Source organism: Hyphomonas sp. CACIAM 19H1 (assembly GCF_003325995.1).
GTDB classification, from domain to species: domain Bacteria; phylum Pseudomonadota; class Alphaproteobacteria; order Caulobacterales; family Hyphomonadaceae; genus Hyphomonas; species Hyphomonas polymorpha.
In genome coordinates, this window is the sequence record NZ_CP016437.1 from 1290748 (window position 1) to 1313075 (window position 22328).

Consider the following 22328-nt stretch of genomic DNA (forward strand, 5'->3'; position numbering starts at 1 on the left):
TATCAGCCTGCCGGGCGTTCTTGAGGCAACTGGCTGGCCGCGTGCCGGATGAAACGTTCCAGCTTCTCCGCGCTTTCGGCGCCCTGCACGGCGACACGCCGGTTGGCGATATAGGTGGGCACACCGGAAATGCCCATCTGGCGGAACATGTCTGCTTCCTGACGGGTCGCCTCGACGTCCGCTCCGGATTTCAGCAGGTCGGCGACAATGTCCGGGTCCAGATCAATCGATCGGGCCACATCTACGAGGACATCATGGCTGCCAATGTCCCGGGCTTCGTTGAAATAGGCGCGGAAGAGGGCTTCCTTCGCGGCGGCGCCTTTGCCCTGGCCCTGCGCCCAGCGAACGAGGCGGTGGGCATCAAAGCTGTTGGGGCGATGGGTGATGGCGTCGAACCGGTAGGGGATGTCTTCGGCATTGCCATAATCCACCAGCGCCTGGCGCATCATCGCCATCCGCTCCTTGCCCTCCGGTGAGGTGACGCGGCTACCCATGTATTCCTTGTAGTTGACGCCTGCTGCCGGAATGGTCGGGTCAAGTTCATAGGGCCGGAACAGCAGCTGCACCTTGATGTCCGGCGTGCGCGCGATGGCGGCCTCAATGCGGCGCAGGCCCAGCCAGCACCAGGGGCAGACAAGGTCTGAGACCATTTCAATGGCGACGGTCATGGGCAGTGTCCTCCTGGCAGCGGGCTGGTGGGACTATAGCGCAGGATATGGCCGCGTCACTGCTCGGGTGAGGGCGCGCCGGGGTCTCCGCGCTTCTCCGCCTCTGCAGCCAGGGCTTTCTCCAGATCACTGGCAAACCAGGTGTAGGGATGACGCGGGGCGGAAGGCTGCGCCGGCTTGAGGCCGAACGGCATGTCAACGGCTGGCGGAACGGTTTCATGGTCCGCAAAGACACGGCTGCCGGAGCTTTGCGGCACCATGGCGGCGATCAGGAAACCGATAGCCACGATGCTGCCGGCCTGAACATTGGCCTTGAACATGGCGAGAGCTTTTTCCTCGCCCCTGGTTTTCAGCGTGATGGCCTGCCAGGCGCCATGGGCGAGGAAGGCGAGCGCTGTCACCGCGCCGAGCCGCCCGGCGCCCTGGGCATAGGCCGCCAGTGCGATCAGGGCAGCGGCGCCCAGATGAAATCCGAAAGAAATCAGCACGGCCTGCCGGCCGAAGAGGCGCGCCGTGGACCGCACGCCGATCAGGGCGTCGTCTTCGCGGTCCTGCAGGGCGTAGATCGTGTCATAAGCAATCGTCCACAGGACCAGGCCGAAATAGAGGAGGTAGGTGGGCGGGGTGATGACGCTGGCGGTGGCCGCGCCGACGAGAACGCCCCAGTTGAAGGTGAGGCCGAGCCATGCTTGCGGCCACCAGGTAACGCGCTTGGTGTAGGGGTAGATGGCCACCAGCGGCAGGGCGAGGAGGGCGGTGATCTTCGCGTCCCAGGGCAGTGCGAGCCAGACGAGGAACCCGATACCAAGCTGCGCCAGCAGGAAAAGGTAAGCCTGCTTGACTGAAACCGCCCCAGACGGGATCGGCCGGGCGGCGGTGCGGGCAACCTTGGCGTCGAACTCCTGGTCGGTGATGTCGTTCCAGGTGCAGCCGGCCCCGCGCATGACAATGGCGCCGATCAGGAAGAGGACAATCCAGAGCAGATCGATGGGATGCAGCCCCGTGCCGAAGCGGGCAAAGCCGAGGCCCATGACGCAGGGCAGGAACAGGAGCCACACGCCCACCGGCCGGTCCAGCCGCGCCAGCATGGCGTAGGGTTGCCAGGCTTTCGGCAGGCTTCCGAGCCATCCGGGGAGGGCGGAATCGGCGGGAACAGCGAAATTCCCGGGGTTTTCAGGTGTTTGCGGCGTGCTCATCAGGGTGAGATATAGAGCATCTGAAATGCACTCGCACGGGTTGTGATTTCAAAACCACAGGAAGTTGCGCAAAGGCCACACCTTAACAGGGGCGCAGGCGCAGCTTATAGCGCGGGGATGGCTACGATCCCCCGTCTTTATGTTGATGCGCCGCTGTTGACATCTGGTGTGATTGCGCTGGATGACGAGCAGTCGAACTATCTGCTGCGCGTGCTGCGGCTGGAAGATGGCGCGCCGGTGCGCCTGTTCAACGGGCGCGACGGGGAGTGGACAGCGGCGGTCAGAAAGGCATCCGGCAAGCGCGCGGAAGTGACACCCACAGGACAAATCCGGACACAAGATGGACAAATCCGGACAGATCTGACCCTGCTTTTTGCCCCGGTGAAGAAGGATCAGACTGACCTGATCATCGAGAAGGCGACCGAGCTGGGCGCCGCGCGGATGGTGCCCGTCCTCACCGAGCGGAGCCAGACGCGAACCGTGCGCACCGACCGGTTCCGCAAGATCGCGCTGGAAGCCGCCGAGCAGACCGAGCGGCTGGACCTGCCGGAGATCCTCGAAGCAGCCACGCTCGACGCGGCGCTGGGCGCCCTGCCGGAGGGCATGGCGGTGATCTTCTGTGATGAGGCGGGCGACGAGGCCGGGGCGCCCTGGGGCGGAGAGGCGGGCCGGGCGCGGCCGATGCTGGAAGTGCTGGTGGAGTTGAAAGAGCGCCCTGCCGCGATCCTGACCGGGCCGGAGGGCGGGTTTACCCCGGCCGAGCGGGCGTTCCTGCGCGGACGGGCGGAGACCTATCCGGTGAGCCTTGGGCCGCGCATCCTGCGGGCGGAGACGGCGGCGATCTCGGCGATGACGCTGTGGCAGGCGGTGTGCGGGGATTGGGGAAAATGACGCCTCCGTTCAAGATTTTGCATTCCCCCGTTGGCGTTGCCCCATTTCAGCCTTATGTCCCGCTCCGGACAAACTGTTTCAGGAGCGCGCCGCGATGACCACGCCAATGAGCGACATCGACGAAGCCTCGCCGCGAATCTCCGGCAAGCACGAACTGGTCGAGTATATGGAAGGGGGCTCAAAGCCCCGCAGCGACTGGGCAATCGGCACCGAACACGAGAAATTCGGCTTCATCTGGGATGGCCTGAAACCGCTGCCCTATGAGGGCAAAGCCTCGATCCTGGCCATGCTTGAAGGCATGCGGGACCGGTTCGGATGGGACCCGATCCTTGAAGGCGGATACCTGATCGGCCTGAAGAAGGACGGCGCCAGCGTGAGCCTGGAGCCCGGCGGGCAGTTCGAGCTTTCCGGCGCGCCGCTGAAATCCATCCATGAGACCTGCGTGGAGGTGGGCCGCCACCTGACCGAGGTGCGCGAGATTGCCCAGCCGCTGGGCATCGGCTTCATCGGCCTTGGCGCGAGCCCCATCTGGAGCATGGCGGAAACGCCGGTGATGCCCAAGGGCCGCTACAAGATCATGACCGCCTATATGGACAAGGTGGGCCGCCTTGGCCGGCAGATGATGTTCCGCACGTCTACCGTGCAGGCGAACCTCGATTTCGGCTCGGAAGCCGACATGGTTCAGAAGTTCCGCATGTCGCTGGCGCTGCAGCCGCTGGGCACGGCCCTGTTTGCCAATTCGCCCTTCCTTGAGGGGCGCCCGAACGGCTTCCTCTCCTATCGCTCGCATATCTGGACGGACCTCGACCCGGACCGCACGGGCATGCTGCCCTTCGTGTTCGAGGACGGGTTCGGGTTTGAGCGCTATGTGGATTACGCGCTGGATGTGCCGATGTATTTCGTGCGCCGGGGCGGCAAGTATCTGGATGCGTCCGGCCTCAGCTTCCGTGACTTTCTGGAGGGCAAGCTGCCCATCCTGCCGGGCGAGAAACCGGCGATGGATGATTTTGCCGACCACCTCTCGACCATCTTCCCCGAAGTGCGCCTGAAGCGGTTCCTGGAAATGCGCGGTTCTGATTCCGGGCCATGGGACCGGCTGTGCGCCTTCTCTGCCTTCTGGACGGGGCTTTTCTATTCCCAGTCTTCGCTGGATGCGGCGTGGGACCTCGTCAAAGGCTGGAGCGCGGCAGAGCGTGAGGCAATGCGCCAGTCGGTGCGCACCCTGGGCCTGAAGACGCCGGTTCCTGGCGGGCGGACGATGCAGGATCTGGCAAAGGACGTGCTGGAGATCAGCCGGGCGGGCCTCAAAGGGCGCGTTCTGTCTGCGGCGGGCGACGATGAAACGGGCTTCCTCACCGGGCTGGACGAGATTGCCGCCTCGGGCGTGACACCGGCTGAGCGCCTGCTGCAACGCTATTACGGGCCGTGGAACCGCGACGTGCGCAAGGTGTTCGCCGAAGAGGCCTATTGAGACTGGCGCGCGCCGGAGGCGCCCGGTAGCCTGAAATCCATGTGTGGTCGGTATTTCCGCGAAGAGGTGAGCTGGGAGGAGTTTTTCTCCTGGTTGGGTGTGTTGTCCATTCCCGGCGTGGCGCCGCCCGAGGCGAACTGGAACATCGCGCCGACGGCCATTCAGCCGATTGTGCGCCTCAATTACGATGGATCTGCCCGCGAGATGGCGCCCATGCGCTGGGGGTTGGTGCCGAGCTGGTGGACCAAACCGCTGAAGGAATGGCGGGCGATCAGCATCAATGCGCGGGCCGAAGAGGTGGCGGAGAAGCCGGCATTTCGCGGCGCGTTCCGGCACAAACGCTGCCTGGTGCCGGTATCGGGGTATTATGAATGGTCGGTGCAGGGAAAGACGAAGACGCCGTTTGTCTTTCGCCTGCGCAATCGCCGTAATTTCTGCCTGGCGGGATTGTGGGATGCCGCGCTGATTGATGGCTCGGAGCTTCAGAGCTTCACCATCCTGACGACCAAACCCAATGACTTCACCGCGGGTATCCATGACCGGATGCCGGTGATCCTGCGGCCGGAGGATTATGACCACTGGCTGCACCCCCGTTCCGGCGATCCCTCCGGCCTGTTCGAGCCCTTCCCGAATGAGGATATGGATGCCTGGCCGATTGGCCCGGCGGTTGGCAAGGTGAGCAATAATTACCCCGGATTGCTGGACGAGGTGTAAGCGGCGACCGCATCTATCGGACCTAACGGCAGAAACTGCCTTGAGCGGCAGGGCGGGGCATGGTCAAACCTCTGACACAATTCGGCCCGCCACGGCGCGCCGGCATAGAGTTTCAGTGCGCTGGGGAGCCTACACGTGACAGATATGACTGTGCCGCCTTCGGAAAAGAGCTTTCTGGGTCATCCGAGGGGACTGGTAATCTGCTTTCTCACCGAGATGTGGGAACGCTTTTCCTATTACGGGATGCGCGGCCTGCTGCTGCTGTACCTGACGCAGCATTTCCTGTTTTCGGACGAGCGGTCGAACGTGATCTACGGCGCGTATATTGCGCTGGTCTATATCATGTCGATTGTCGGCGGGGTCTTGTCAGACAAGTATCTTGGCCAGCGCAAGGCGGTGACGTTTGGGGCGATCCTGCTGGTGCTTGGCCATTTCGGGATGGCATTTGAGGGCAGCGGATCGCGCGAGACGCTGATTACCTCAGCAGGCAATTTTGAAGTTCAGGCAGAGGGCCGGGATAACCGCCGCCAGCTGTTTGTGGATTATGAGGGCGAAACACGCCGGGTGGTTTTCGACTCCACGCAGTTTGCAACGCTGGGCGATGAGCGCATTCTGCCTGTCGATGATGCCGGCGTGGGCGATTACCAAATCCAGCGCCGCACGCGCGGCTTCATCGAGAACATCTGCGCGCTGGTGAACCTTGGCTGTGCCGGTCCTGAGCCTGAGACTGTTCTTGTCCTGAACGGCGAGCGGCTCCACGTTGAAGAAACCGATGAAGGCATGATGGTCGAGCGCCTCGGCCAGATGGTGCCCTTGGTCGAGCGGAGCGAAACCGACATCCTCGTGCTGGCCGATGCAACGACAGCGGGCCAGCCGGACACGTCCTCACCGGTTGCCGTGTTTGAGCACGGATCTTACTCCACAGTGGTTGTTCAGCAGTCGCTGTACGTGAACATTCTCTACATCTCGCTGGCACTTATCATTGCCGGTGTCGGTTTCCTCAAGCCGAACATTTCCACAATCGTTGGTGATCTTTACCCGGAAGGTGACCCGCGGCGCGATGGCGGGTTCACCCTGTTCTATATGGGGATCAACCTCGGTTCGTTCCTCGCAACCTGGACCTGCGGTATCCTCGGCATCGTCTATGGCTGGGCATGGGGTTTTGGCGCCGCAGGGCTGGGCATGCTGTTCGGCCTGATCGTATTCCAGTGGGGGCAACCCTGGCTGGACGGGAAGGCAGAACCACCTTCGCCGGAAAAGCTCCGCGAGAAGGTGCTTGGCGTGGTTACCATCGAAACGGCATGCTACACTTCGGCCCTGCTGATCGTGGCTGTGTCTGTCGCGCTGCTGATGAATGCCGGGATCGTCAATACGCTGGCAATGATCACGGGCATCGGCATGTTCGTGGCCCTGATCGGCTACTCGATAATCCGCCTCAAAGGCGCGGCGCGCACCCGGATGTGGGCAGCGGTGTATTTTGCCATCGCGCAGATCCCGTTCTGGTCACTGTTTGAGCAGGCGGGTTCTTCGCTGACGCTGGTGACGAGCCGTCTGGTCGATACCAACATCTTCGGATGGAATGTCCCCACGCCGGTGTTCCAGTCGCTGAATGCGGGCTTCATTTTCCTGTTTGCGCCGCTTGTGGCCTGGTTGTGGGTGTGGCTGGCGCGGCGCGGCTGGGAGCCGTCAACGCCGGTGAAATTTGCCATTGGCGTGTTCGGGGCGGGGCTTGGGTATCTCGTGCTGGTCGGCGGTATGTCCAGTGTCGGGGCCGCGGCGCTGACGCCGGTATTCTTCATCTTCGCCATTTACTGGATCCACACGATGGCCGAGTTGATGCTTTCGCCCGTCGGCCTTTCGGCCATGACGAAGCTGGCGCCAGCCTCTCTGGTCGGCCTGTTCATGGCCGCATGGTTTGTCTATTCAGGCTTGGGCAACGCAATGTCCGGCGTGATCGCGGCAGCGGCAGGCGCAGAAACTGTCGGTGGACAGATTATCGATGTGGCAGGCGCCAAATCGAATTATATCCAGGTGTTCTCGTCCATCGGATACATCGGCATGGTCATCGGCTTCCTGATGTTGCTGATGGCTCCCATCGTGAAGCGCTGGATGGCGGAAACGCACATCGAGGAGCGCCCCCTGAGCACAGACTCCGTCGGGCATAACTGAACGCAGCGATGGCTGCCGGAAAAGAAACGGGGCGCTCCGATGGGGCGCCCCGTTTGCGTTTCAGCTGTTGCCTTCGCCGAGTTCGCTGTCTGACGATGCCTCTGCGCTGGTGGAGCCCTGCGCGCCGGATTGGCCGCTGGAGGGCGGCGGCAGGCGGTTGGCGGGGCTTCTGCCTTCCGGCGGGGTCATGATTTCCGGCGGGTCGGGCTGGTTCAAGTAGATCGTCTGGCTCGGGAAGGCGAAGGCGGCGCCGTTGCGCTCGATGATGTCCATCACGGCATAGGCGAAATCTTCCTTCACCTTCAGCCACTCGCCCCAAATGGTGGTTTTGGTGAAGGTGTAGATGAGGAAATCGATCGAGCTGGCGTTAAACTTGTCGACGCGTACGAAGAGCGCCACTTCGGGAGGCTTGGCGATGCGGTCATCGTTCATCAGCCAGTCTTCGATTTCCTGGCGGATTGCTCTGAGCTGATCCACGGTGGTGGAATATTCCACGCCCACGGCCCAGGTGATGCGCCGATGCGTCATGCGCGTGAAGTTGGTGACGGCGGCATCGGCCAGCTTCGAGTTGGGCACATAGACCGGGCTCTGATCAAACCGGCGCACCAGGGTGGAGCGGAAATTGATCTGCACCACTGTGCCTTCGACCACGCCATCAACAAGGATCCATTCGCCGGGAACGAACCGCTTCTCGCCAATGATGAGCAGGCCGGAAATCAGGTTGCGGAAAAGATCCTGCGCGCCGAGACCAACGGCGATGCCGAACACGCCGAGACCAGCGAGCAGCGGGGCTACCGCGATGCCCCATTGCTGGGCCACGGCGCCAAGGCCAAGCGCAACAAGAATGAACTGCAACGCCTTGATCATCCAGTCCACAGCGGGGCCGGAGAGGGATTGCTTCACATCCCCCAGCACATATTCGAGCACGCGTGCAGCACGCGAGAGCGACCAGAAGATCGTCAGTGTAACGATCGACTGGATAATGCGGCTGGCATAGAGTTCAACGGTGGGGTCGACATCCAGAACCTGGATCGAGGCATAGATGCCGGCGACAATCGGGATAATCTTCAGCGGGGTGGAAATCGCCTTGACGAGCGCGTCGTCGATTTTCGTGTTCGACCCCGCCGCCCAGTTTGTGATCCAGACGACCAGCGTGCGGGCGAACAGGCCGCGCACGATGATCACAAAGCCCATGATCAGGAACACGGTGATGATCTGACCGAAGGTCAGCCCATAGGCGCCTTCATTCCAGATGCTGGCGATATAGTCGGTCGCATCGGTTGCCCAGCCGGGCGCGTTGCGGTCCCACCAGCTGCCAAGTTCATTCACCACGGGTGGAGCCGTCATTATCAGTCCCCTTGCCTGGATTCGGTTTCCTGCGCTGGCACCTAGGCCTTGAAGGTGACAATGTTAACCGCTGGGGCTGTATTTTTTCAGTTTTTCCGGTGTTTTACGCTCGGCGCCACTCGCCAGGCGCGAGTTTGCCGACGTCCCATTCTCCAATCCGTATGCGGATGAGGCGCAGGGTTGGGTGGCCCACAGCGGCCGTCATCCGCCGTACCTGGCGATTGCGCCCCTCGGTAATCGTCAGCTCGATCCACGTGTCCGGCACCGATTTCCGGTAGCGGATGGGCGGATCGCGCGGCCAGAGATTTTCGGGCGCTGGGATGATCTGCGCGCGTGCGGGGCGGGTGCGGCCGTCTTTCAGATCAACGCCGCGGCGGAGCGTTTCGAGGGCGTCTTCCGAGGGAATGCCCTCGACCTGTGCCAGGTAGGTTTTCGGCATCTTGTGTTTCGGGTCGGCGATCCGGGTCTGCTCGCGCCCGTCATCGGTGAGGATAAGAAGGCCTTCGCTATCAAAATCCAGCCGGCCGGCGGGGTAGACGCCGGGCAGGGGAATATATGTCTTCAGCGTCGGCTTGCCGCTACCCTCATCGGTGAACTGGCTGAGGACGCCATAGGGCTTGTTAAGCAGGATAAGGGTCATGGCCGCCCGTTTGCCTCGGGATATACCCCTCCGTAAAGGCCCTGTGCCAATGCGTTGCCTGCCGAAAAGGTAATGTATCTGTTTACATACCGCGGCTTTACGGCCCGCATATTGCAATGCAATAAGCCCTTGCTCCGCGATGGGGCGACCCCATATTCTCGTTATGAGCAAAAGCGCTCATGATGTTCTGGAGGCCGATCTTGATCCTCAGCATGCTCAAAGCAAAGCTTCATGGCGCCACTGTCACCCAGTGTGATCTGCACTATGAAGGCTCGGTATCCATCGATCAGGATCTGCTCGATGCTTCCGGCATTCTGCCCCATGAGAAGGTGGATATCTGGAATGTGACCAATGGCGCGCGCATTCAGACCTATGCGCTGGAGGCCCCCCGCGGGTCGCGCACCATCGGCGTCAATGGCGCGGCGGCGCGTCACTTCGCGGTTGGCGATACGGTGATCATCGCGGCCTTCTGCGGCGTCGAGGCGGAAAAAGCCCGCCAGCATGCCCCGACAGTGGTGCTGCTGGGCGAAGGCAACGAGATCAAGCGCGCTCAGTAAGCGGACGCGCCCACCTTTTTCCCCATCACCTCAGCAATGATCTCGACCGAGCGGCGGCGCTTTTCGGGATCATACATGTCCGACACGATCATCAGCTCGTCAGCCTGCGTACGTTCCAGCAGGGCGTCTATGCCTTTGCGGACGGTATCCCGGGCGCCGATGATGCTGAAGTTCAGCATGGCGGAGGCCTGGGCGCGTTCCTGCGGGGTCCAGTAGGTGTCGATGTCGTCAATCGGCGGCTGGGTCAGCTTGCGCTGGCCGCGCACCAGGTTGGCAAAGGACATCTGCTGCGAGGTGGCAAGGTAGCGGGCCTCTTCATCGGTTTCCGCCGCGATGATGTTCACGCCGATCAGCGCATAGGGCTTTGCCATCTTCTCGTTCGGCTTGAAGCGCGAGCGGTAAGTGGCGAGGGCCTGGTCGAGCGCCTGCGGGGCGAAGTGGGAGGCGAAGCCGTAGGGCAGGCCAAGCTCTGCGGCGAGCTGGGCACCGAACAAACTGGAGCCGAGAATCCAGAGCGGGACATTGGAGTTGGAGCCGGGCACAGCCTCGATCCGCTGGCCCTCCTGCACGGGGCCGAGCCACATCTGCAGCTCCACGACATCCTGCGGGAAGCGTTCGGCTTCTTCCGGATGCACGCGCAGGGCGCGCAGGGTCAGCTGGTCGGTGCCGGGCGCGCGGCCAAGGCCAAGATCGATCCGGCCGGGATAGAGCGCTTCGAGCGTGCCAAACTGTTCTGCGATGATGTAGGGCGCATGGTTGGGCAGCATGATGCCGCCGGCGCCGACGCGGATGGTTTTGGTGCCGGCCGCGATATGGCTGATGACTAGAGATGTGGCCGCGGTGGTAACGGCCGCCATGTTGTGATGCTCGGCGACCCAGAAACGCTTGTAGCCACAGGCTTCGGCATGCTGGGCGAGGCGGCGGGCTTCGTGCAGGGCATCGGCGCGGGTGAAGCCTTCGCGCACACGGCCAAGTTCGAGCAGGGAAATTTCAGCCAAGACAGGCTCCTTCAGGATAGTCCGCACTAGATAGGCATTCGAGCGCTGATCCCAAGGCTGTCGCGGCGTCAGAACCCCGCCGGCTTCGGCAGGCCGGGTGAGGACAGGCAGATGGCCTTGAACCGTTCGCCCATTTCCTTCGGATCGATCAGGCGCTGGGCGGCCGTGTAGATCGCTTCGGCTTCGTCCTCATTGGCCTTGATCAGCTGGTTGAGACGGGCCTGCGCGCCAAGGCCCAGCAGGAACATGCCCTGCGGGGTGGGGCCGCTGACATCCAGATTGGCAGAGGCCGCGAGGCGCGCGAAGCGGCCAAAGTCCACATCCGCCGTCAGGTCGCAGAGGCCGGGCGCTTCAAGCGGCGAAACCTGGCGGCCTTCCCGGTAGGCGCGCAGCGTATCGGCGGGCGCCCGGTCTGCTGGCCCGTAGTCTACGAACAGGGCGCGGAACGGGGCCACGCGCGTGGCAAGGTCGGCGATGATCAGGTCGAGGCCGGACTGCACTTCCACCACATTGCCGGTAAGCGCCGTGCCCATCGGTGGGCGAGGCTCGTCTGCTGCCAGGCCCATCACGAGACGGCTTTCGGCAGACAGGCCGACCACGCATTCCCGCCAGCGCTCGCCATCCCGGTGGAACTGGCGCACGGGCAGGCAGTCGAGATATTCGTTTGCCACCAGCAGCATCGGCCCGGCGGGCACGCTGGAAAGCTGGCTGACAAATTGCGGGGCAAAGCGCTGCAGGCGCTCGGTCTGGACGAGGCGCAGGGCAGGGCTGGGCTCGATCAGGGTCAGCTGCAAGGCGTCCAGGAAAGCCTGTCCGCCCGCGAGCGCTGCCATCTTCAGGGCATCATGCAGCAGCAGCGCGCGGCCGGGGCCGATTTCGACCAGGTTGAACGGAGACGGCTCGCCCAGGGCGCGCCACTCATGCACGATCCAGAGACCGATCAGTTCGCCGAAGATCTGGCTGGTTTCCGGCGCGGTGGTGAAGTCGCGGCCAAGACCGGGGCGGACGGCGTAATACCCATCCTGGGGATCATGCAGGGCGATCTGCATGTAGGCCGATAGCGGGATCGGGCCGTCGGTTTCGATCAGGCGGATCAGCCTTTCTTCAAGGGTCATGGCATTCCTGAAGCGTCTGCGGCGCCTAGCGCGCCTTCTGCGGCACCAGATAGGCCGCTCCGAACACGCCCGCCAGCAGGATCAGCACCCAGGAAACGATCGAGGCCGCTGAGTTGACGGGATCATGCCGGCACAGCCAGTGCAGGCCCACATGCAGCACCGCAAACACGCAGAGACCTGCGCGGATAAGGGTGCTGCGGCTAACCTCGGCGACGATGAGCAGGCCCAGCACGATGGCCAGATGCGTACACAGCAGGGCCTGGCCAAGCGGTGTGGCGGCGCCATGGAAGATATGCCCCTCCCGCAGGAGGAGAAGTTCCAGCTCATGCGTGATCAGGCATGCCGCTGTGAGCCTGTAAAGGCTTTGAGTACCCATATCGCCAACCCTCCCGAACTGCTCAGGAGCCCAGAAGTCATCTATGTCGGCCGATTAACTCTTTGTAAACTCAGATTTTTCGGGGACGCAGCGCATTCCAGACCAGCCAGGCGCCGCCGAGCCACATCGGTGTGGAGAGGATCATGCCCATGGTCAGCCAACCGGGCAAGCCGCTGACGAAGGAATCCGGCTCGCGGAAGTTCTCGGCAATCGACCGGCCAAAGCCGTAAAACAGCAGGAACAGACCTGCCACCAGGCCAGGGCGTTTCAGGGCGCCGAACTTCCAGATCAGGATCGACAGCACCAGCAGCGGCAGCCAGCCTTCCAGCACGGATTCGTAAAGCTGGCTGGGATGGCGGGCGAGTTCGTCGCCGCGATACACCCAGTCGCCCGTTTCCCAATTGTAGGCTGGCGGGGTGGAGCCGGGCACATACCCTTCGGGGAATACCATGCCGACAGGTGCATCGGTGGGGCGGCCGTAGAGTTCGGCATTGGTGAAGTTGGCGATGCGGACGAGCCCGATGCCGATAGGGGCAGTCACCCCGGCAATGTCGCCCACGGAGAGAAGGTTCACGCCGCGCTTGATGGCAAACCAGGCCAGAACCACCACAACCCCTGCAATGCCGCCATGGAAGGCCATGCCGCCATCCCAGATACGCAGGATCGCCATCGGATCAGCCGCCAGAACGTCCATCTGGTAGGGCACCATGTAGAACAGGATATAGCCGAGCCGCCCGCCCAGGATGATGCCGATGATGATCCAGAACATCAGGTCATCAAGGCCGTCCTTCGTCAGCGGCGCGGTGCCACCGAAAAGCTCCGGCCGCTTCAGCAGCTGGCTACCATACCACCAGGCAAGGCCGATGCCGGCGATGTAGCCAAGCGCATACCAGCGCAGATGGAAGGTGCCGAGGCCGAGAAAACTGAAGTCGATGGAAAAGAGCGCCGGGCTCCATTCGGGAAATTTCAGAGCGGTATCGCCCATGAAAATCGTCAGTGCGGCGAGCAGTTCGGTCATGCGGCGTCTTTTCCCTGTCTGGCCGGCACCTTATCTGATAGGCCACCAGCACACCCGGCGCGAAGGAGTAGCCGCATGGCCAGCACAAATCCACTGCTTGATGACATCGCAGGCCTGATGACCGGCGCCCTCGGCGCGGCCCGCGCAGCGGGCGAGGAAGCCAAGACTGCGGCGCAGGCCCGGGTGCGGGCCCTGATCGCGGATATGGACCTTGCCGGGCGCGATGAAGTGGAAGCGCTGAAGGCCATCGCTACGGCAGCGCTGGAGCGTGTGGAGGCTCTGGAGGCGCGGGTTGCTGCGCTCGAAGCGGGAAAATCCACTGAAAGCTGACCGTTAACTGCTTATGAACTTTGACATCGCCGGTGCGCCCGGCGTTGAGTGCTGTTGGATTTCGGGAGCGAATCCGGCAGCGTGTATAAATCTCAACGCGGAGGCCCCAAGATGAGCCTGGAACTTAGCCGCAGCGATCTTGTAGTGATCGACCCCCTGGATGTTGTTGAAGATGTGCTTGAAGCCGCCGGCTGGCCTGCCGAGCGCGACGATGAGGGCACCTTGCAGGTCGTCGCCGAAACACGTTGGGGCGATATGGGCGCGCTGTTCGCCTACCGGCCTGAGCCAGCTGCCGTTCACTACTCCATGACGCTTGATGTGAAGCCCCAGGAGAGCAAGCGCGTCGCCATCAACGAGCTGGTGATGCTGGCCAATGAGCGCCTGTGGCTCGGCCATTTCGATTTCTGGGCGGATGATGGCGTGATCGTCTTCCGCTACACTTTCCCGATGGAGGGCCGCGACGAGCTGTCCGACGGCGAAGTGCGCGCTGTGATGGCCGCTTCGGTCAGCGCCGCTGACCGGTTCATTCCGGCATTCAACTTCCTTGTCTGGGCTGGCAAGTCCCCGCGCGACGCCATTGATGCGGTGATGTTTGAAACCCACGGCGAAGCCTGAGCTGAGGCGGTGGGCAAGGCAGCGTCTCTGACCCTTGTGGGCGCGGGCCGTATGGGCTCGGCGCTGCTGCATGGCTGGCTGAAAGGCCCGGCGCGGGAGATATCCGTGGTCGAGCCTTCCCCCAGAGACGAGATCAGGGCGCTGGCCGATCAGGGGCGCATCCAGCTCAATCCCGCGCCTTCTGAAAGCAGCATCATCGTGCTGGCGGTGAAGCCGCAGCAGTTTGCGGCTGTATCCGAACAGGCAAAGTCATTTGTGGGCCCCGGGTCGGTGGCGATCTCCATCATGGCGGGTGTGCGTCTGGCGCAACTGTCTCGCCGGCTGGGTACAGAGCGGGTGATCCGCTCAATGCCCAACACGCCGGGCGCTATCGGGCGCGGCGTGACAGTGTTCACTGCGCCGGAAGCGGCAAAGCCATCAGACCTTGCGGCCGCGCGCGAGCTGCTCGCCCCGCTCGGCGAAGTTCACGGGCCGGTGGCGGAAGACATGATGTCGGCGGTCACGGCGCTCTCCGGCTCGGGGCCAGCTTACATCTTCCTTCTGGCTGAGATGATGGCGCAGGCCGGCGTGGCCCAGGGCTTGCCGGAAGACCTTGCCATGAGCCTTGCCCGGCGCACGGTGGAAGGCGCGGCCGCCCTGATGGCGGAAAGCGGCGACACCCCGGAAGCGCTTCGCAAAGCCGTCACCTCACCCGGCGGAACCACCCAGGCGGCTCTTGACATCCTTATGGACACAGGTGGGATGCCCGCCTTGTTCAAGGACGCCCTGAACGCAGCCGCCAACCGAGACCGGCAGCTGTCACAAGAGGCGGACTGACCTCAACAGGAGGAGTTCCGGTGCCCGCCGCCCATTCAGTCATCGAGACCGGACTGCTGGCCGCGCTGGAGCTTGCTGCGGAGAAACCGTGGTCACAGATCACGCTGGCAGAGATCGCCGCGAAGGCGGGTCTTACGCTGCAGGAGTTCCACGGCGCCGGTGGCCGCGAGGAAATCGTCGAGGCGATGGACGGCTATTTTGACCGGGCCATGTCTGCCGATGGGGTACCTGAGGATGTATCGGGCCGGGAGCGTCTTTTTGACGTGATCATGAAACGCTTCGAGGCGATGGAGCCCTACCGGCCCGGCCTCCGTGAGCTGATGAAATTCCGGGAAGCATCGCTCAGCCATGTCGTGCGCCTGCCGGGGCATCGCCATGCCAGCGCGGCGTGGGCGCTGGCGTCAGCAGGTCTCGATGATGACAGCGGCGCACCCGCCAGCCTGAAGCGCATCGCGATCGCGTTCGTAATTGCCAGCACCGAACGCGCCTGGCGCCGGGAAAAAAGCGCAGACTTTGCCCTCACCATGGCCGCGCTGGACAAGGGCCTGCGCCATGCCGAAGACCGCCTCGGACAGCTGCGCCGGTTCACCGGAAAATCAGAGACGACAGAAACAACAGAAAAACCTGACAAGGGGGAAGAATGAGCCGTCCCGGACTGGACACAAATCCGCTGGAGCTTGGGCCCGAGTGGTTCAACACGCTGTTTGCGGAGATCGGCATTGATGCCGAAGTGAAGTCGCTGACTTCCAAATCGATCGGCACAGGGCAGATCGGCGAGAATGTGCGCTTTGTCTTCGAATACGCCAAAGCTGGACCCGGCGCGCCTAAGACGCTGGTAGGCAAATTCCCATCGGCCAGCGAAGCCAGCCTCGCCACCGCAAAGGTGCTCAACCATTACAAGCGCGAAGTGTTCTTCTACCGCACCTTCCCGAAGGTTGCCGGGCGTATCACGCCAAACGCGCTGTATACGGATTATGACGAGGCAACCAACCGCTTTGCGCTGATCATGGAAGACATGTCGCCCTCCGTGCAGGGCGACCAGCTGAAGGGCTGTCATCCGGTTGAGGCGAAGCTTGCCCTGTCTGCGGCTGCCGTGCTGCATGCGGCCCATTGGGAAGATCCCACGCTGGACGATTATGACTGGCTTCAGGGCTCCGCCAAGGCGCCTCCGCCGGGCCTTGGGCCGGAACAGGTTGCCGCGCTCTGGGGTGGATTCAAGCAGCGTTACGCCGCCCATATCAACGAAGACATCATCGAGATCGGCGACGCCTATGCCGGCAGCCTCACCAAATGGGGCGATGTCTATACCGGCCCCTTCGCGCTGACGCATTCCGACTTCCGGCTGGACAACATGCTGTTCGGCCCGCCCGGCGCCACCAAGCCGCTGGCCGTGGTCGACTGGCAGACGGCCGGCAAGGGCGCGCCCGCCAACGATGTGGCCTATTTCATCGGCGCGGGCCTGACGCGCGAAGACCGCCCGAAACATGAGATGGAGCTGCTGCGCTACTATCATGACTGCCTGAAAGCCGAAGGCGTCACCAATTACAGCTTTGAAGATCTCCTTCAGCATTATCGCTGGTTTGCGTTCTATGGAATCTCGGTGGCTTTTGCCGCCGCGATGCTGGTGAAGCAGACCGAACGCGGCGACGAGATGTTCCTCACCATGCTGCGCCGTCACTGCGCCCAGGTGCGCGACAATAGCTCGCTGGAGCTGCTGCGAACGCTGGTTTGAGCCGAAGCGTTCATTTCCTGATCCGCGCCGTTAACACCGCCCCCTCGTGGGGCGGTTTTTCTTTCCGAGTTGTCATCTTCCGGGCAGCAAAAAGGCAGGAATCCCGCCTTCGTCCCGCGCTGAAACAGCTTTCCAAACACTGTCCTAACAGAGCCTGCCAAACTGACTTTCGAGGTTAGGGCAGGGCTTAAGGCCGTGTGTGTATGGTGCACCTTACGGACCCCCGGAGAAGCCGGGAGTCGTGCCATCGCCAGGAATAGGTAATGCACATGGACATGCAGAACGCTCGCCCCATCAGCGTTAAGGGGCCGGACGGCCAGAAGATGACTCTGGCCGATCTGCCTTCGCCGAACATTTCCCGCTGGGTGACCCGCCGCAAGGCTGAGGTCGTCGCTGCCGTCACTGGTGGCCTGCTCACCCGGGAAGCTGCCTGCGAACGCTACAACCTCACCGACGAGGAATATGAAGCGTGGGAACGCCTTTATGCCCGTCACGGTGCCAAGGGTCTGCGGACCACCCGCCTTCAGCAATACCGGCGTTAATCTGGTATTAGCTACGTTAACCCGGCCTTAGGGCCAGGATTCTAGCCTCTCCGGATGTGCCAGGGCCTCAGGTCTATGGCCGTTCGGAGGGGCTGATGGCGTTCAGGCAGGCAGGCAGCGGATTGGAAGCAGGGCGTTTCGTCCGGCTTGCAGCGCTTGCGGCCCTGTTTCTGGCGCTCTGCCTGTGTGTCTGGCGGGCCTCCAGCCTGCTGACGGGCGCCCCTGCCGAACCGCGCAGCCCGGCCGAAACCTCTCTCGCCGCCCTGATTGACCCCATTGCCGGTCCCGGCAATTCCCGGATTTCCATAGCTTTCAACGCCGACGGTGGCCGCACCGTATTCGTGCTGCTGGACGCGCCCGCCGCGCCCCTTGCCGGCGATCTGCAGCGCATCCTGCCCGAAGCGGCAGGGCTCGACTTCAAGCGCGGCGACAAGCTGATCATCGAACAGGCCACATTCGCGCGCGGCCTGCCCGGGCGGCCGGACGCCGCTGGCTGGCTGGAGCTTGGCGCGCTCGGTCTAATTTCCCTGATCTCTGCGGGTATCGCGCTGGCGACCCTCTACCGGGCGGCCGCGCCCCTCGCCGCTATACCGGCCCGCGAACCTGAGCGCGCTCCGGCCGATCTGCGTGCAGAGTCGCTTCGCCCCCTGAAACCGCGGGCGGCGGTTCCGGTTCCGGAGGCGAGCGACCTCGCCCGCCGTGATCCTGCGCGGGCCGCGGCGGTACTGCGCGGCTGGATGAGCGACCGGGAGGAAGCCTCCTGATGCTGCCGGCCACGCTCTCCTCCGATATCGACGCCGGAACCCTCCGCGCGGCCCGGCTCATGCGCGCCCTTGGGCCGGAAGCTGCCGGCATCTGGGCCGAGCTGTCCCCAGCCGAGACACGAGAGCTGACTGCCGCCATGGATAGTCTCGCCGATGACCCGGCCGCCGAGGCCGATGCGGCCCGTCTGTTCGCAGACGCCACCCGCCGCTTCGGCCAGGCGGAACAGTTCCCGGCCAGCAGCCTGCACCGGCACAAGGATGTCTGGTCGGCGCTGTCCGCGCTCCCTCTCGATACGCTCGTGGCTCTGGTGCGGCCGGAGCGGGCGGCAAATGTTGCCCTGATCCTGTCGCGTCTTTCCAGCGAGACATCGGCGCGCATCCTGCGGGCCCTGCCGCCGTCGCTGGCGGTGGAGACGATGCAGCGCCTGCTGCATCTCGGCGCGCCCAGCCCCGCTGCCGTAAAAAGCCTGGAAGACTACCTCACCCGCCGCCTGCCCACGCTGGCCTGTGAAGGCACCCGCGGCGGGCATGAGCGCGTCGCCCGCATCTTCGATCAGATGGATACGCGGGCTGAGTCCGTTTTCCTCGCTGCGCTGGAAAGCGCTGAGCCGGGCGCGGGCAAGAAAGTCCGTGCCCTGATGTTTACCTTTGATGATCTTGCCGCGCTTGATGCCGGCGGCATGCAGACGCTGCTGTCGGCTGTAGACAGGGGCGCGCTGATTGTGGCGCTGAAAGGCGCGCGCGAGGCCACAGCCGCTGCCTTCTTCGCAAACATGACCCAGCGGGCGGGCGAATTGCTGCGCGAGGAAATCGCCGGCCTCGGCCCGCTGCGCCGCAGCGAGATAGACGCCGCCCGCCACGAAATCGTCACGCTTGCCCGCCAGCTGATCCAGCGCGGTGATATCCGGGGCAGCGCCGCCAGAGGCGCCGTTGAGGATGAGCTTGTCGAGTGATGACCCAGGCTGCCCACCTTCTTTCCCCGTTCGATTTTCGCAGCGATTTCACCGCGCCGCCCGCTGATGCCGGAGAAGTGCGCCTGTCGGCAGAGGATGTCGTGGCGCTGATTGCCAGGGTGCGCGCCGATACCCTCGCAGAAGTCTCCCGTCAGGAGGCGCAGGAAACGCTCGACCGGCTGGACCGGGTTTCCGCCACCATGCGGGAAGTTCTTTCGGATCTGTTGAAGGTGATGCAGCTTCTGGATTCGGCTGCCTTTGATGAGGCCACCAGCGCGCCCCTCCGCGGCACCGTCACCGGCCTTGCCCAAAGGCTGCTCGACGGGCAGGGCGACCTCTTCGGCCTCACAAGAGACCTCAGCGAAACGCTGGACAACGCCCCCAAAGCCGGGCGAAGGATGGGGCAATGACCGAGCCGAAGAATCCCGCGCTTGAGAAGATGCTTCTGGATGTGCCCGTCCGCGTGGATGTTGTGCTCGGAGAGGCGCGCATTCCGATGGAGGAGCTGCTGGCGCTTTCGCCTGGCGAAATCGTCGCTCTTGAGCGCCACACCAACGAACCTGTGGATATCTACGTCTCCGGCCGCCTCGTGGCGCGGGGCAAGCTGGTCGTCTCTGACGGGCAATTGGGCGTCACCCTCTCGGAAATCATCGATTCCCGCCCTGAGGCAGCCTGAAATTAGTTACATCTGGAACTAATTTTCGTTCAGGCGTATACTCGCGCCCATGGACACTGCTTTTGCAAAGAATCGCTATCACGGTGCCCCGCGCGCGGCTGACTTCACCATCGACCAGGCGTGGGAGACCTATTCGCCCGCCGAGCATGACCGGTGGGACCGTCTGTTCCGCCGCCAGAAGGAGATCACCAAGGGCCGCGCCTCGCAGGCGGCGCTGGATGCGATGCACCAGCTGGAACTCTCCCCCTCGGGCATTCCGCATATGGGCCGGCTGTCAGACAAGCTGGAAGCGCTGACCGGCTGGCGCGTCGTGCCGGTGGCCGAACTGGTGCCGGACGAGATTTTCTTCGACCATCTCGCCAACCGCCGCTTTCCGGCGGGGGCCTTCATCCGGCCGGAGGAAGAGTTCGACTATCTTCAGGAGCCGGACATTTTCCACGACATCTTCGGCCATGTGCCGATGCTGGCCAATCCGGTGTTCGCCGATTTCATGGAAGCCTATGGCAAGGGCGGCCAGCGGGCGATGCGCCTGGGCCAGCTGCATAACCTTGCGCGTCTTTACTGGTACACGGTCGAGTTCGGCCTGATCCGCGAGGAGGGAGAGCTGCGCATCTATGGCGCGGGCATCCTCTCCAGCCCGCAGGAAACCGTTTTTGCGCTGGAAGACGCCAGCCCCAATCGCATCGGCTTTGACCTGAAACGCCTTATGCGGACGAAATACATCATTGATGATTTCCAGCAGACCTATTTCGTCATCCCCAGCTTCGAAGCCCTGCTCGAAACCTGCTACAAGGATTTCGGCGACGTGTATGCCGAAGTGAAGGGCCTGCCGGACTATGAAGCGCATGAGCTGGCGTCGGGCGATGAGGTGATCACGCGCGGCACGCTGGATTATTTCCGCAAGGGCGGCCGCAAGGGTCGTTAGCTCCACACGCTCCTGCTTCTTTCGTCACACTCGATGCGCGTAGCGCATCTGAGTGCCGATCTCCCGAACCATCCTTGGTGCCAGCGGTGATGCCGGGAGATAGGCTCTCAGATGGCCTTTGGCCATCGAGAGTGACGGAAACAGATAGCTTGGAAACCTACGCCTCGCCCCTGCGCGCCGTCTGCTTGGGATCATGCTTGGGCGCAGGCGCCAGGCGCATCACTTCCGTCTGAAAGCGCTCATCGTCGCCCGCCAGCAGAAAGGGCAGGGCCTTGCAGATGGCGTCCGTCATCGGATTGAACCATTCAAGGTCCGCCTTGTGGAAATCTGACAGCACATGCGGCATCACCATGGCCTTGTCGCCGGGGTGGCCCACTCCAATCCGTATGCGGCGGAAGTTCTCGCCGATATGCGCCATCATCGAGCGCGCGCCGTTATTGCCCGAATGCCCCCCGCCGCGCTTCACGCGCAGGCGGCCCGGCGCCAGATCAATCTCGTCATGGAACACGGTCACGTCTTCAGGCTGCAGCTTGTAGAAGGTCAGCGCTTTTGATGCCGCGCGCCCGGTTTCATTGTAGAAGGTCTGCGGCTTCATCAGTAGCACCTTCTTTCCATCGATGGTGCCCTCGGAAATCTCTGAGTCAAACTTCGCGCGCCACGGGCCGAAACGATAGGCATCGTGGATACGGTCAATCACCATAAAGCCGGCATTGTGCCGGTTCTTGGCGTATTTGGCGCCGGGATTACCCTGGCCTGAGAGGATCAGCATGGCGGGTCGCTCCTGACAGGTCGCCTCAGAATCAAAGAGGCCGCCAGCTTGTGACTGGCGGCCCCTGACTTGTCCAGAAAGAGATCAGTCTTTCTTCGGAGCAGCGGCCTTTGCGGCGGGCACTGCATCGGCAGCCGGTGCTTCTTCTTCAACTTCCTGCTTGCCGCCGCGGCCAGCGATGGTCGCGATGGTGAAGTCGCGGTCGGTGATCGCCGGTTCGGCGCCTTCCGGCAGGGTGATGGAGGAGATTTTCACGTTGTCGCCGATTTCCAGGGCCGACACGTCGGCTTCCAGGGCTTCGGGGATCTTGCCAGCCGGAACGTTGAGTTCGACCGAGTGGCGCACGACGTTGAGCGTGCCGCCCTTCTTGAGGCCCGGCGAAACTTCGAGGCCCTTGAAGTGAACCGGAACCTCGACCTTGATGATCTGGTCAAGTTTCACGCGGCGCAGGTCGACGTGCATCGGCTGGTCGGAAACCGGGTGCATCTGGATGCCCTGCGGGATCACCAGCTGGCGCTCGCCCTTGTGGATCAGGGTTGCGGTTGAGTTCAGGAACTGTCCCGTCTCGATCGCCTTGATCACTTCGTTTTTCTTGAGGCTGATAGCCACCGGGTCGATGTCGCCGCCATAGAGGACGCCGGGAACGAGGCCGTTGTTGCGGGCTTCACGGGCGCCGCCGGTGCCAACGCGCTCACGCACTTCGACATTGAATACGATCTGAGTTTTGGACATTTGTTTTCCTTTCGCCCTGGACCGTGCCTTCCCTTAGGTAAGGTCGGAACCTGACAGGCACGGCCTAGCGCCGCCCTTTCTGAACGGGGGCGTATAGGGGATGGGCGCCGGATTGGCAAGCGGAGGCGGCAGGGGGGGAAAGCCCCTTCTCCCTTGGGAGAAGGGGTTGGGGATGAGGGGGAGCGGCGTCACCGCGAGTCCAGCATTTTGAGGAAATGTTGCGCNNNCCCNCNCNCNCGCGCGCGACGACGACGACGACGACCGACCGACCGACCGACCGACCGACCGACCGACCGACCGTACCGTACCGTACC

Annotated in this window: 26 protein-coding genes; 16 read left to right on the forward strand and 10 right to left on the reverse strand. The window is 63.2% G+C overall.

The annotated features are described in order from the left end of the window. Positions 1-2 precede the first annotated feature (2 nt). Positions 3-668 carry a DsbA family protein gene (locus tag BBF93_RS06275; protein ID WP_114105339.1) on the reverse strand — a complete coding sequence of 222 codons (666 nt, stop codon included), beginning with the start codon at positions 666-668 and terminating at the stop codon, positions 3-5. A 56-nt stretch (positions 669-724) separates the two neighbouring features. After that, positions 725-1864 (reverse strand): 4-hydroxybenzoate octaprenyltransferase, encoded by a 1140-nt coding sequence (ubiA, locus tag BBF93_RS06280; RefSeq protein WP_114105340.1) that lies wholly within the window; start codon positions 1862-1864, stop codon positions 725-727. 117 nt (positions 1865-1981) lie between these two features. Between ubiA and BBF93_RS06285 the strand changes: the two genes are divergently transcribed. The 4 genes from BBF93_RS06285 to BBF93_RS06300 all read left to right on the forward strand — a co-directional run bounded on the left by BBF93_RS06285 (position 1982) and on the right by BBF93_RS06300 (position 7109). Next, on the forward strand, positions 1982-2755 hold the full coding sequence (locus tag BBF93_RS06285) for a 16S rRNA (uracil(1498)-N(3))-methyltransferase (protein ID WP_114105341.1): 774 nt from the start codon (positions 1982-1984) through the stop codon (positions 2753-2755). A 94-nt stretch (positions 2756-2849) separates the two neighbouring features. Next, positions 2850-4226: a glutamate--cysteine ligase gene (locus BBF93_RS06290; RefSeq protein ID WP_199288438.1), complete on the forward strand. Its 1377-nt coding sequence runs from the start codon at positions 2850-2852 to the stop codon at positions 4224-4226. A gap of 39 nt (positions 4227-4265) precedes the next feature. Then, positions 4266-4940 (forward strand): SOS response-associated peptidase, encoded by a 675-nt coding sequence (locus tag BBF93_RS06295; protein ID WP_114105342.1) that lies wholly within the window; start codon positions 4266-4268, stop codon positions 4938-4940. A gap of 144 nt (positions 4941-5084) precedes the next feature. Further along, a complete protein-coding gene (locus tag BBF93_RS06300) occupies positions 5085-7109 on the forward strand; it encodes a peptide MFS transporter (RefSeq protein ID WP_114105343.1) in 2025 nt (674 codons plus the stop codon). A 60-nt stretch (positions 7110-7169) separates the two neighbouring features. Here the strand turns inward: BBF93_RS06300 and BBF93_RS06305 are convergent, their stop codons facing one another. Together BBF93_RS06305 and BBF93_RS06310 are read right to left on the reverse strand one after the other, a co-directional pair. After that, positions 7170-8456 carry a mechanosensitive ion channel family protein gene (locus BBF93_RS06305; protein ID WP_114105344.1) on the reverse strand — a complete coding sequence of 429 codons (1287 nt, stop codon included), beginning with the start codon at positions 8454-8456 and terminating at the stop codon, positions 7170-7172. Between the two features lie 103 nt (positions 8457-8559). Continuing rightward, positions 8560-9096 (reverse strand): pseudouridine synthase, encoded by a 537-nt coding sequence (locus tag BBF93_RS06310; protein ID WP_114105345.1) that lies wholly within the window; start codon positions 9094-9096, stop codon positions 8560-8562. Positions 9097-9296: 200 nt separating this feature from the next. On the opposite strand from BBF93_RS06310, the gene panD reads away from it, so the two are divergent. Next, complete coding sequence (gene panD, locus BBF93_RS06315) at positions 9297-9653, forward strand: aspartate 1-decarboxylase (RefSeq protein ID WP_035599562.1); 357 nt, start codon at positions 9297-9299, stop codon at positions 9651-9653. Here the strand turns inward: panD and BBF93_RS06320 are convergent. The 4 genes from BBF93_RS06320 to lgt all read right to left on the reverse strand — a co-directional run bounded on the left by BBF93_RS06320 (position 9647) and on the right by lgt (position 13160). Beyond that, on the reverse strand, positions 9647-10651 hold the full coding sequence (locus BBF93_RS06320) for an LLM class flavin-dependent oxidoreductase (RefSeq protein WP_114105346.1): 1005 nt from the start codon (positions 10649-10651) through the stop codon (positions 9647-9649). The genes panD and BBF93_RS06320 overlap by 7 nt on opposite strands. A gap of 68 nt (positions 10652-10719) precedes the next feature. Next, on the reverse strand, positions 10720-11766 hold the full coding sequence (locus BBF93_RS06325; protein WP_114105347.1) for a class I SAM-dependent methyltransferase: 1047 nt from the start codon (positions 11764-11766) through the stop codon (positions 10720-10722). A 25-nt stretch (positions 11767-11791) separates the two neighbouring features. Continuing rightward, positions 11792-12142, reverse strand: coding sequence for a DUF6713 family protein (locus tag BBF93_RS06330; RefSeq protein WP_035599462.1), 351 nt, complete (start codon positions 12140-12142; stop codon positions 11792-11794). A 70-nt stretch (positions 12143-12212) separates the two neighbouring features. Next, positions 12213-13160: a prolipoprotein diacylglyceryl transferase gene (gene lgt / locus BBF93_RS06335; protein ID WP_233349295.1), complete on the reverse strand. Its 948-nt coding sequence runs from the start codon at positions 13158-13160 to the stop codon at positions 12213-12215. Positions 13161-13235: 75 nt separating this feature from the next. On the opposite strand from lgt, the gene BBF93_RS06340 reads away from it, so the two are divergent. The 11 genes from BBF93_RS06340 (at position 13236) to phhA (ending at position 20513) form a co-directional block, all read left to right on the forward strand. Then, on the forward strand, positions 13236-13490 hold the full coding sequence (locus tag BBF93_RS06340; protein ID WP_035599466.1) for an accessory factor UbiK family protein: 255 nt from the start codon (positions 13236-13238) through the stop codon (positions 13488-13490). Positions 13491-13601: 111 nt separating this feature from the next. Continuing rightward, on the forward strand, positions 13602-14105 hold the full coding sequence (locus BBF93_RS06345) for a YbjN domain-containing protein (protein ID WP_114105348.1): 504 nt from the start codon (positions 13602-13604) through the stop codon (positions 14103-14105). 9 nt (positions 14106-14114) lie between these two features. Continuing rightward, complete coding sequence (gene proC / locus BBF93_RS06350) at positions 14115-14921, forward strand: pyrroline-5-carboxylate reductase (RefSeq protein ID WP_035599480.1); 807 nt, start codon at positions 14115-14117, stop codon at positions 14919-14921. 20 nt (positions 14922-14941) lie between these two features. Next, positions 14942-15565 carry a hypothetical protein gene (locus BBF93_RS06355; RefSeq protein ID WP_114105349.1) on the forward strand — a complete coding sequence of 208 codons (624 nt, stop codon included), beginning with the start codon at positions 14942-14944 and terminating at the stop codon, positions 15563-15565. Then, positions 15562-16653 carry a phosphotransferase gene (locus BBF93_RS06360; protein ID WP_035599487.1) on the forward strand — a complete coding sequence of 364 codons (1092 nt, stop codon included), beginning with the start codon at positions 15562-15564 and terminating at the stop codon, positions 16651-16653. Before BBF93_RS06355 ends, BBF93_RS06360 begins: the two co-directional genes overlap by 4 nt. Before the next feature lie 269 nt (positions 16654-16922). After that, positions 16923-17195, forward strand: coding sequence for a DUF1153 domain-containing protein (locus tag BBF93_RS06365; RefSeq protein WP_035599569.1), 273 nt, complete (start codon positions 16923-16925; stop codon positions 17193-17195). Positions 17196-17290: 95 nt separating this feature from the next. Further along, the gene (locus BBF93_RS06370; protein WP_114105350.1) at positions 17291-17959 is read left to right on the forward strand and encodes a hypothetical protein; all 669 of its coding nucleotides are present in this window, start codon (positions 17291-17293) and stop codon (positions 17957-17959) included. Then, positions 17959-18912: a FliG C-terminal domain-containing protein gene (locus tag BBF93_RS06375; protein ID WP_114105351.1), complete on the forward strand. Its 954-nt coding sequence runs from the start codon at positions 17959-17961 to the stop codon at positions 18910-18912. Before BBF93_RS06370 ends, BBF93_RS06375 begins: the two co-directional genes overlap by 1 nt. Then, the gene (locus BBF93_RS06380) at positions 18912-19322 is read left to right on the forward strand and encodes a hypothetical protein (RefSeq protein WP_035599500.1); all 411 of its coding nucleotides are present in this window, start codon (positions 18912-18914) and stop codon (positions 19320-19322) included. Before BBF93_RS06375 ends, BBF93_RS06380 begins: the two co-directional genes overlap by 1 nt. After that, a complete protein-coding gene (gene fliN / locus BBF93_RS06385; protein ID WP_114105352.1) occupies positions 19319-19588 on the forward strand; it encodes a flagellar motor switch protein FliN in 270 nt (89 codons plus the stop codon). Before BBF93_RS06380 ends, fliN begins: the two co-directional genes overlap by 4 nt. Before the next feature lie 49 nt (positions 19589-19637). After that, positions 19638-20513, forward strand: a complete 876-nt coding sequence (gene phhA / locus BBF93_RS06390) for a phenylalanine 4-monooxygenase (RefSeq protein ID WP_114105353.1) — start codon at positions 19638-19640, stop codon at positions 20511-20513. Between the two features lie 157 nt (positions 20514-20670). On the opposite strand, the gene pth is transcribed toward phhA, so the two are convergent. Both pth and BBF93_RS06400 read right to left on the reverse strand, forming a co-directional pair. Then, complete coding sequence (gene pth / locus BBF93_RS06395) at positions 20671-21282, reverse strand: aminoacyl-tRNA hydrolase (RefSeq protein WP_035599504.1); 612 nt, start codon at positions 21280-21282, stop codon at positions 20671-20673. An 84-nt stretch (positions 21283-21366) separates the two neighbouring features. Further along, complete coding sequence (locus BBF93_RS06400) at positions 21367-22014, reverse strand: 50S ribosomal protein L25/general stress protein Ctc (RefSeq protein ID WP_035599505.1); 648 nt, start codon at positions 22012-22014, stop codon at positions 21367-21369. Positions 22015-22328: the final 314 nt, after the last annotated feature.

Coding starts and splice junctions, on each gene's coding strand:
- BBF93_RS06275 (WP_114105339.1), bottom strand. CDS start 668: ATGACCGTCGCCATTGAAATGGTCTCAGACCTTGTCTGCCCCTGGTGC.
- BBF93_RS06375 (WP_114105351.1), top strand. CDS start 17,959: ATGCTGCCGGCCACGCTCTCCTCCGATATCGACGCCGGAACCCTCCGC.
- lgt (WP_233349295.1), bottom strand. CDS start 13,160: ATGACCGAACTGCTCGCCGCACTGACGATTTTCATGGGCGATACCGCT.
- BBF93_RS06310 (WP_114105345.1), bottom strand. CDS start 9,096: ATGACCCTTATCCTGCTTAACAAGCCCTATGGCGTCCTCAGCCAGTTC.
- BBF93_RS06360 (WP_035599487.1), top strand. CDS start 15,562: ATGAGCCGTCCCGGACTGGACACAAATCCGCTGGAGCTTGGGCCCGAG.
- BBF93_RS06330 (WP_035599462.1), bottom strand. CDS start 12,142: ATGGGTACTCAAAGCCTTTACAGGCTCACAGCGGCATGCCTGATCACG.
- BBF93_RS06345 (WP_114105348.1), top strand. CDS start 13,602: ATGAGCCTGGAACTTAGCCGCAGCGATCTTGTAGTGATCGACCCCCTG.
- BBF93_RS06305 (WP_114105344.1), bottom strand. CDS start 8,456: ATGACGGCTCCACCCGTGGTGAATGAACTTGGCAGCTGGTGGGACCGC.
- BBF93_RS06285 (WP_114105341.1), top strand. CDS start 1,982: ATGGCTACGATCCCCCGTCTTTATGTTGATGCGCCGCTGTTGACATCT.
- BBF93_RS06300 (WP_114105343.1), top strand. CDS start 5,085: ATGACTGTGCCGCCTTCGGAAAAGAGCTTTCTGGGTCATCCGAGGGGA.
- BBF93_RS06295 (WP_114105342.1), top strand. CDS start 4,266: ATGTGTGGTCGGTATTTCCGCGAAGAGGTGAGCTGGGAGGAGTTTTTC.
- phhA (WP_114105353.1), top strand. CDS start 19,638: ATGGACACTGCTTTTGCAAAGAATCGCTATCACGGTGCCCCGCGCGCG.
- BBF93_RS06290 (WP_199288438.1), top strand. CDS start 2,850: ATGACCACGCCAATGAGCGACATCGACGAAGCCTCGCCGCGAATCTCC.
- ubiA (WP_114105340.1), bottom strand. CDS start 1,864: ATGAGCACGCCGCAAACACCTGAAAACCCCGGGAATTTCGCTGTTCCC.
- BBF93_RS06365 (WP_035599569.1), top strand. CDS start 16,923: ATGGACATGCAGAACGCTCGCCCCATCAGCGTTAAGGGGCCGGACGGC.
- BBF93_RS06380 (WP_035599500.1), top strand. CDS start 18,912: ATGACCCAGGCTGCCCACCTTCTTTCCCCGTTCGATTTTCGCAGCGAT.
- BBF93_RS06400 (WP_035599505.1), bottom strand. CDS start 22,014: ATGTCCAAAACTCAGATCGTATTCAATGTCGAAGTGCGTGAGCGCGTT.
- BBF93_RS06370 (WP_114105350.1), top strand. CDS start 17,291: ATGGCGTTCAGGCAGGCAGGCAGCGGATTGGAAGCAGGGCGTTTCGTC.
- fliN (WP_114105352.1), top strand. CDS start 19,319: ATGACCGAGCCGAAGAATCCCGCGCTTGAGAAGATGCTTCTGGATGTG.
- BBF93_RS06325 (WP_114105347.1), bottom strand. CDS start 11,766: ATGACCCTTGAAGAAAGGCTGATCCGCCTGATCGAAACCGACGGCCCG.
- BBF93_RS06340 (WP_035599466.1), top strand. CDS start 13,236: ATGGCCAGCACAAATCCACTGCTTGATGACATCGCAGGCCTGATGACC.
- pth (WP_035599504.1), bottom strand. CDS start 21,282: ATGCTGATCCTCTCAGGCCAGGGTAATCCCGGCGCCAAATACGCCAAG.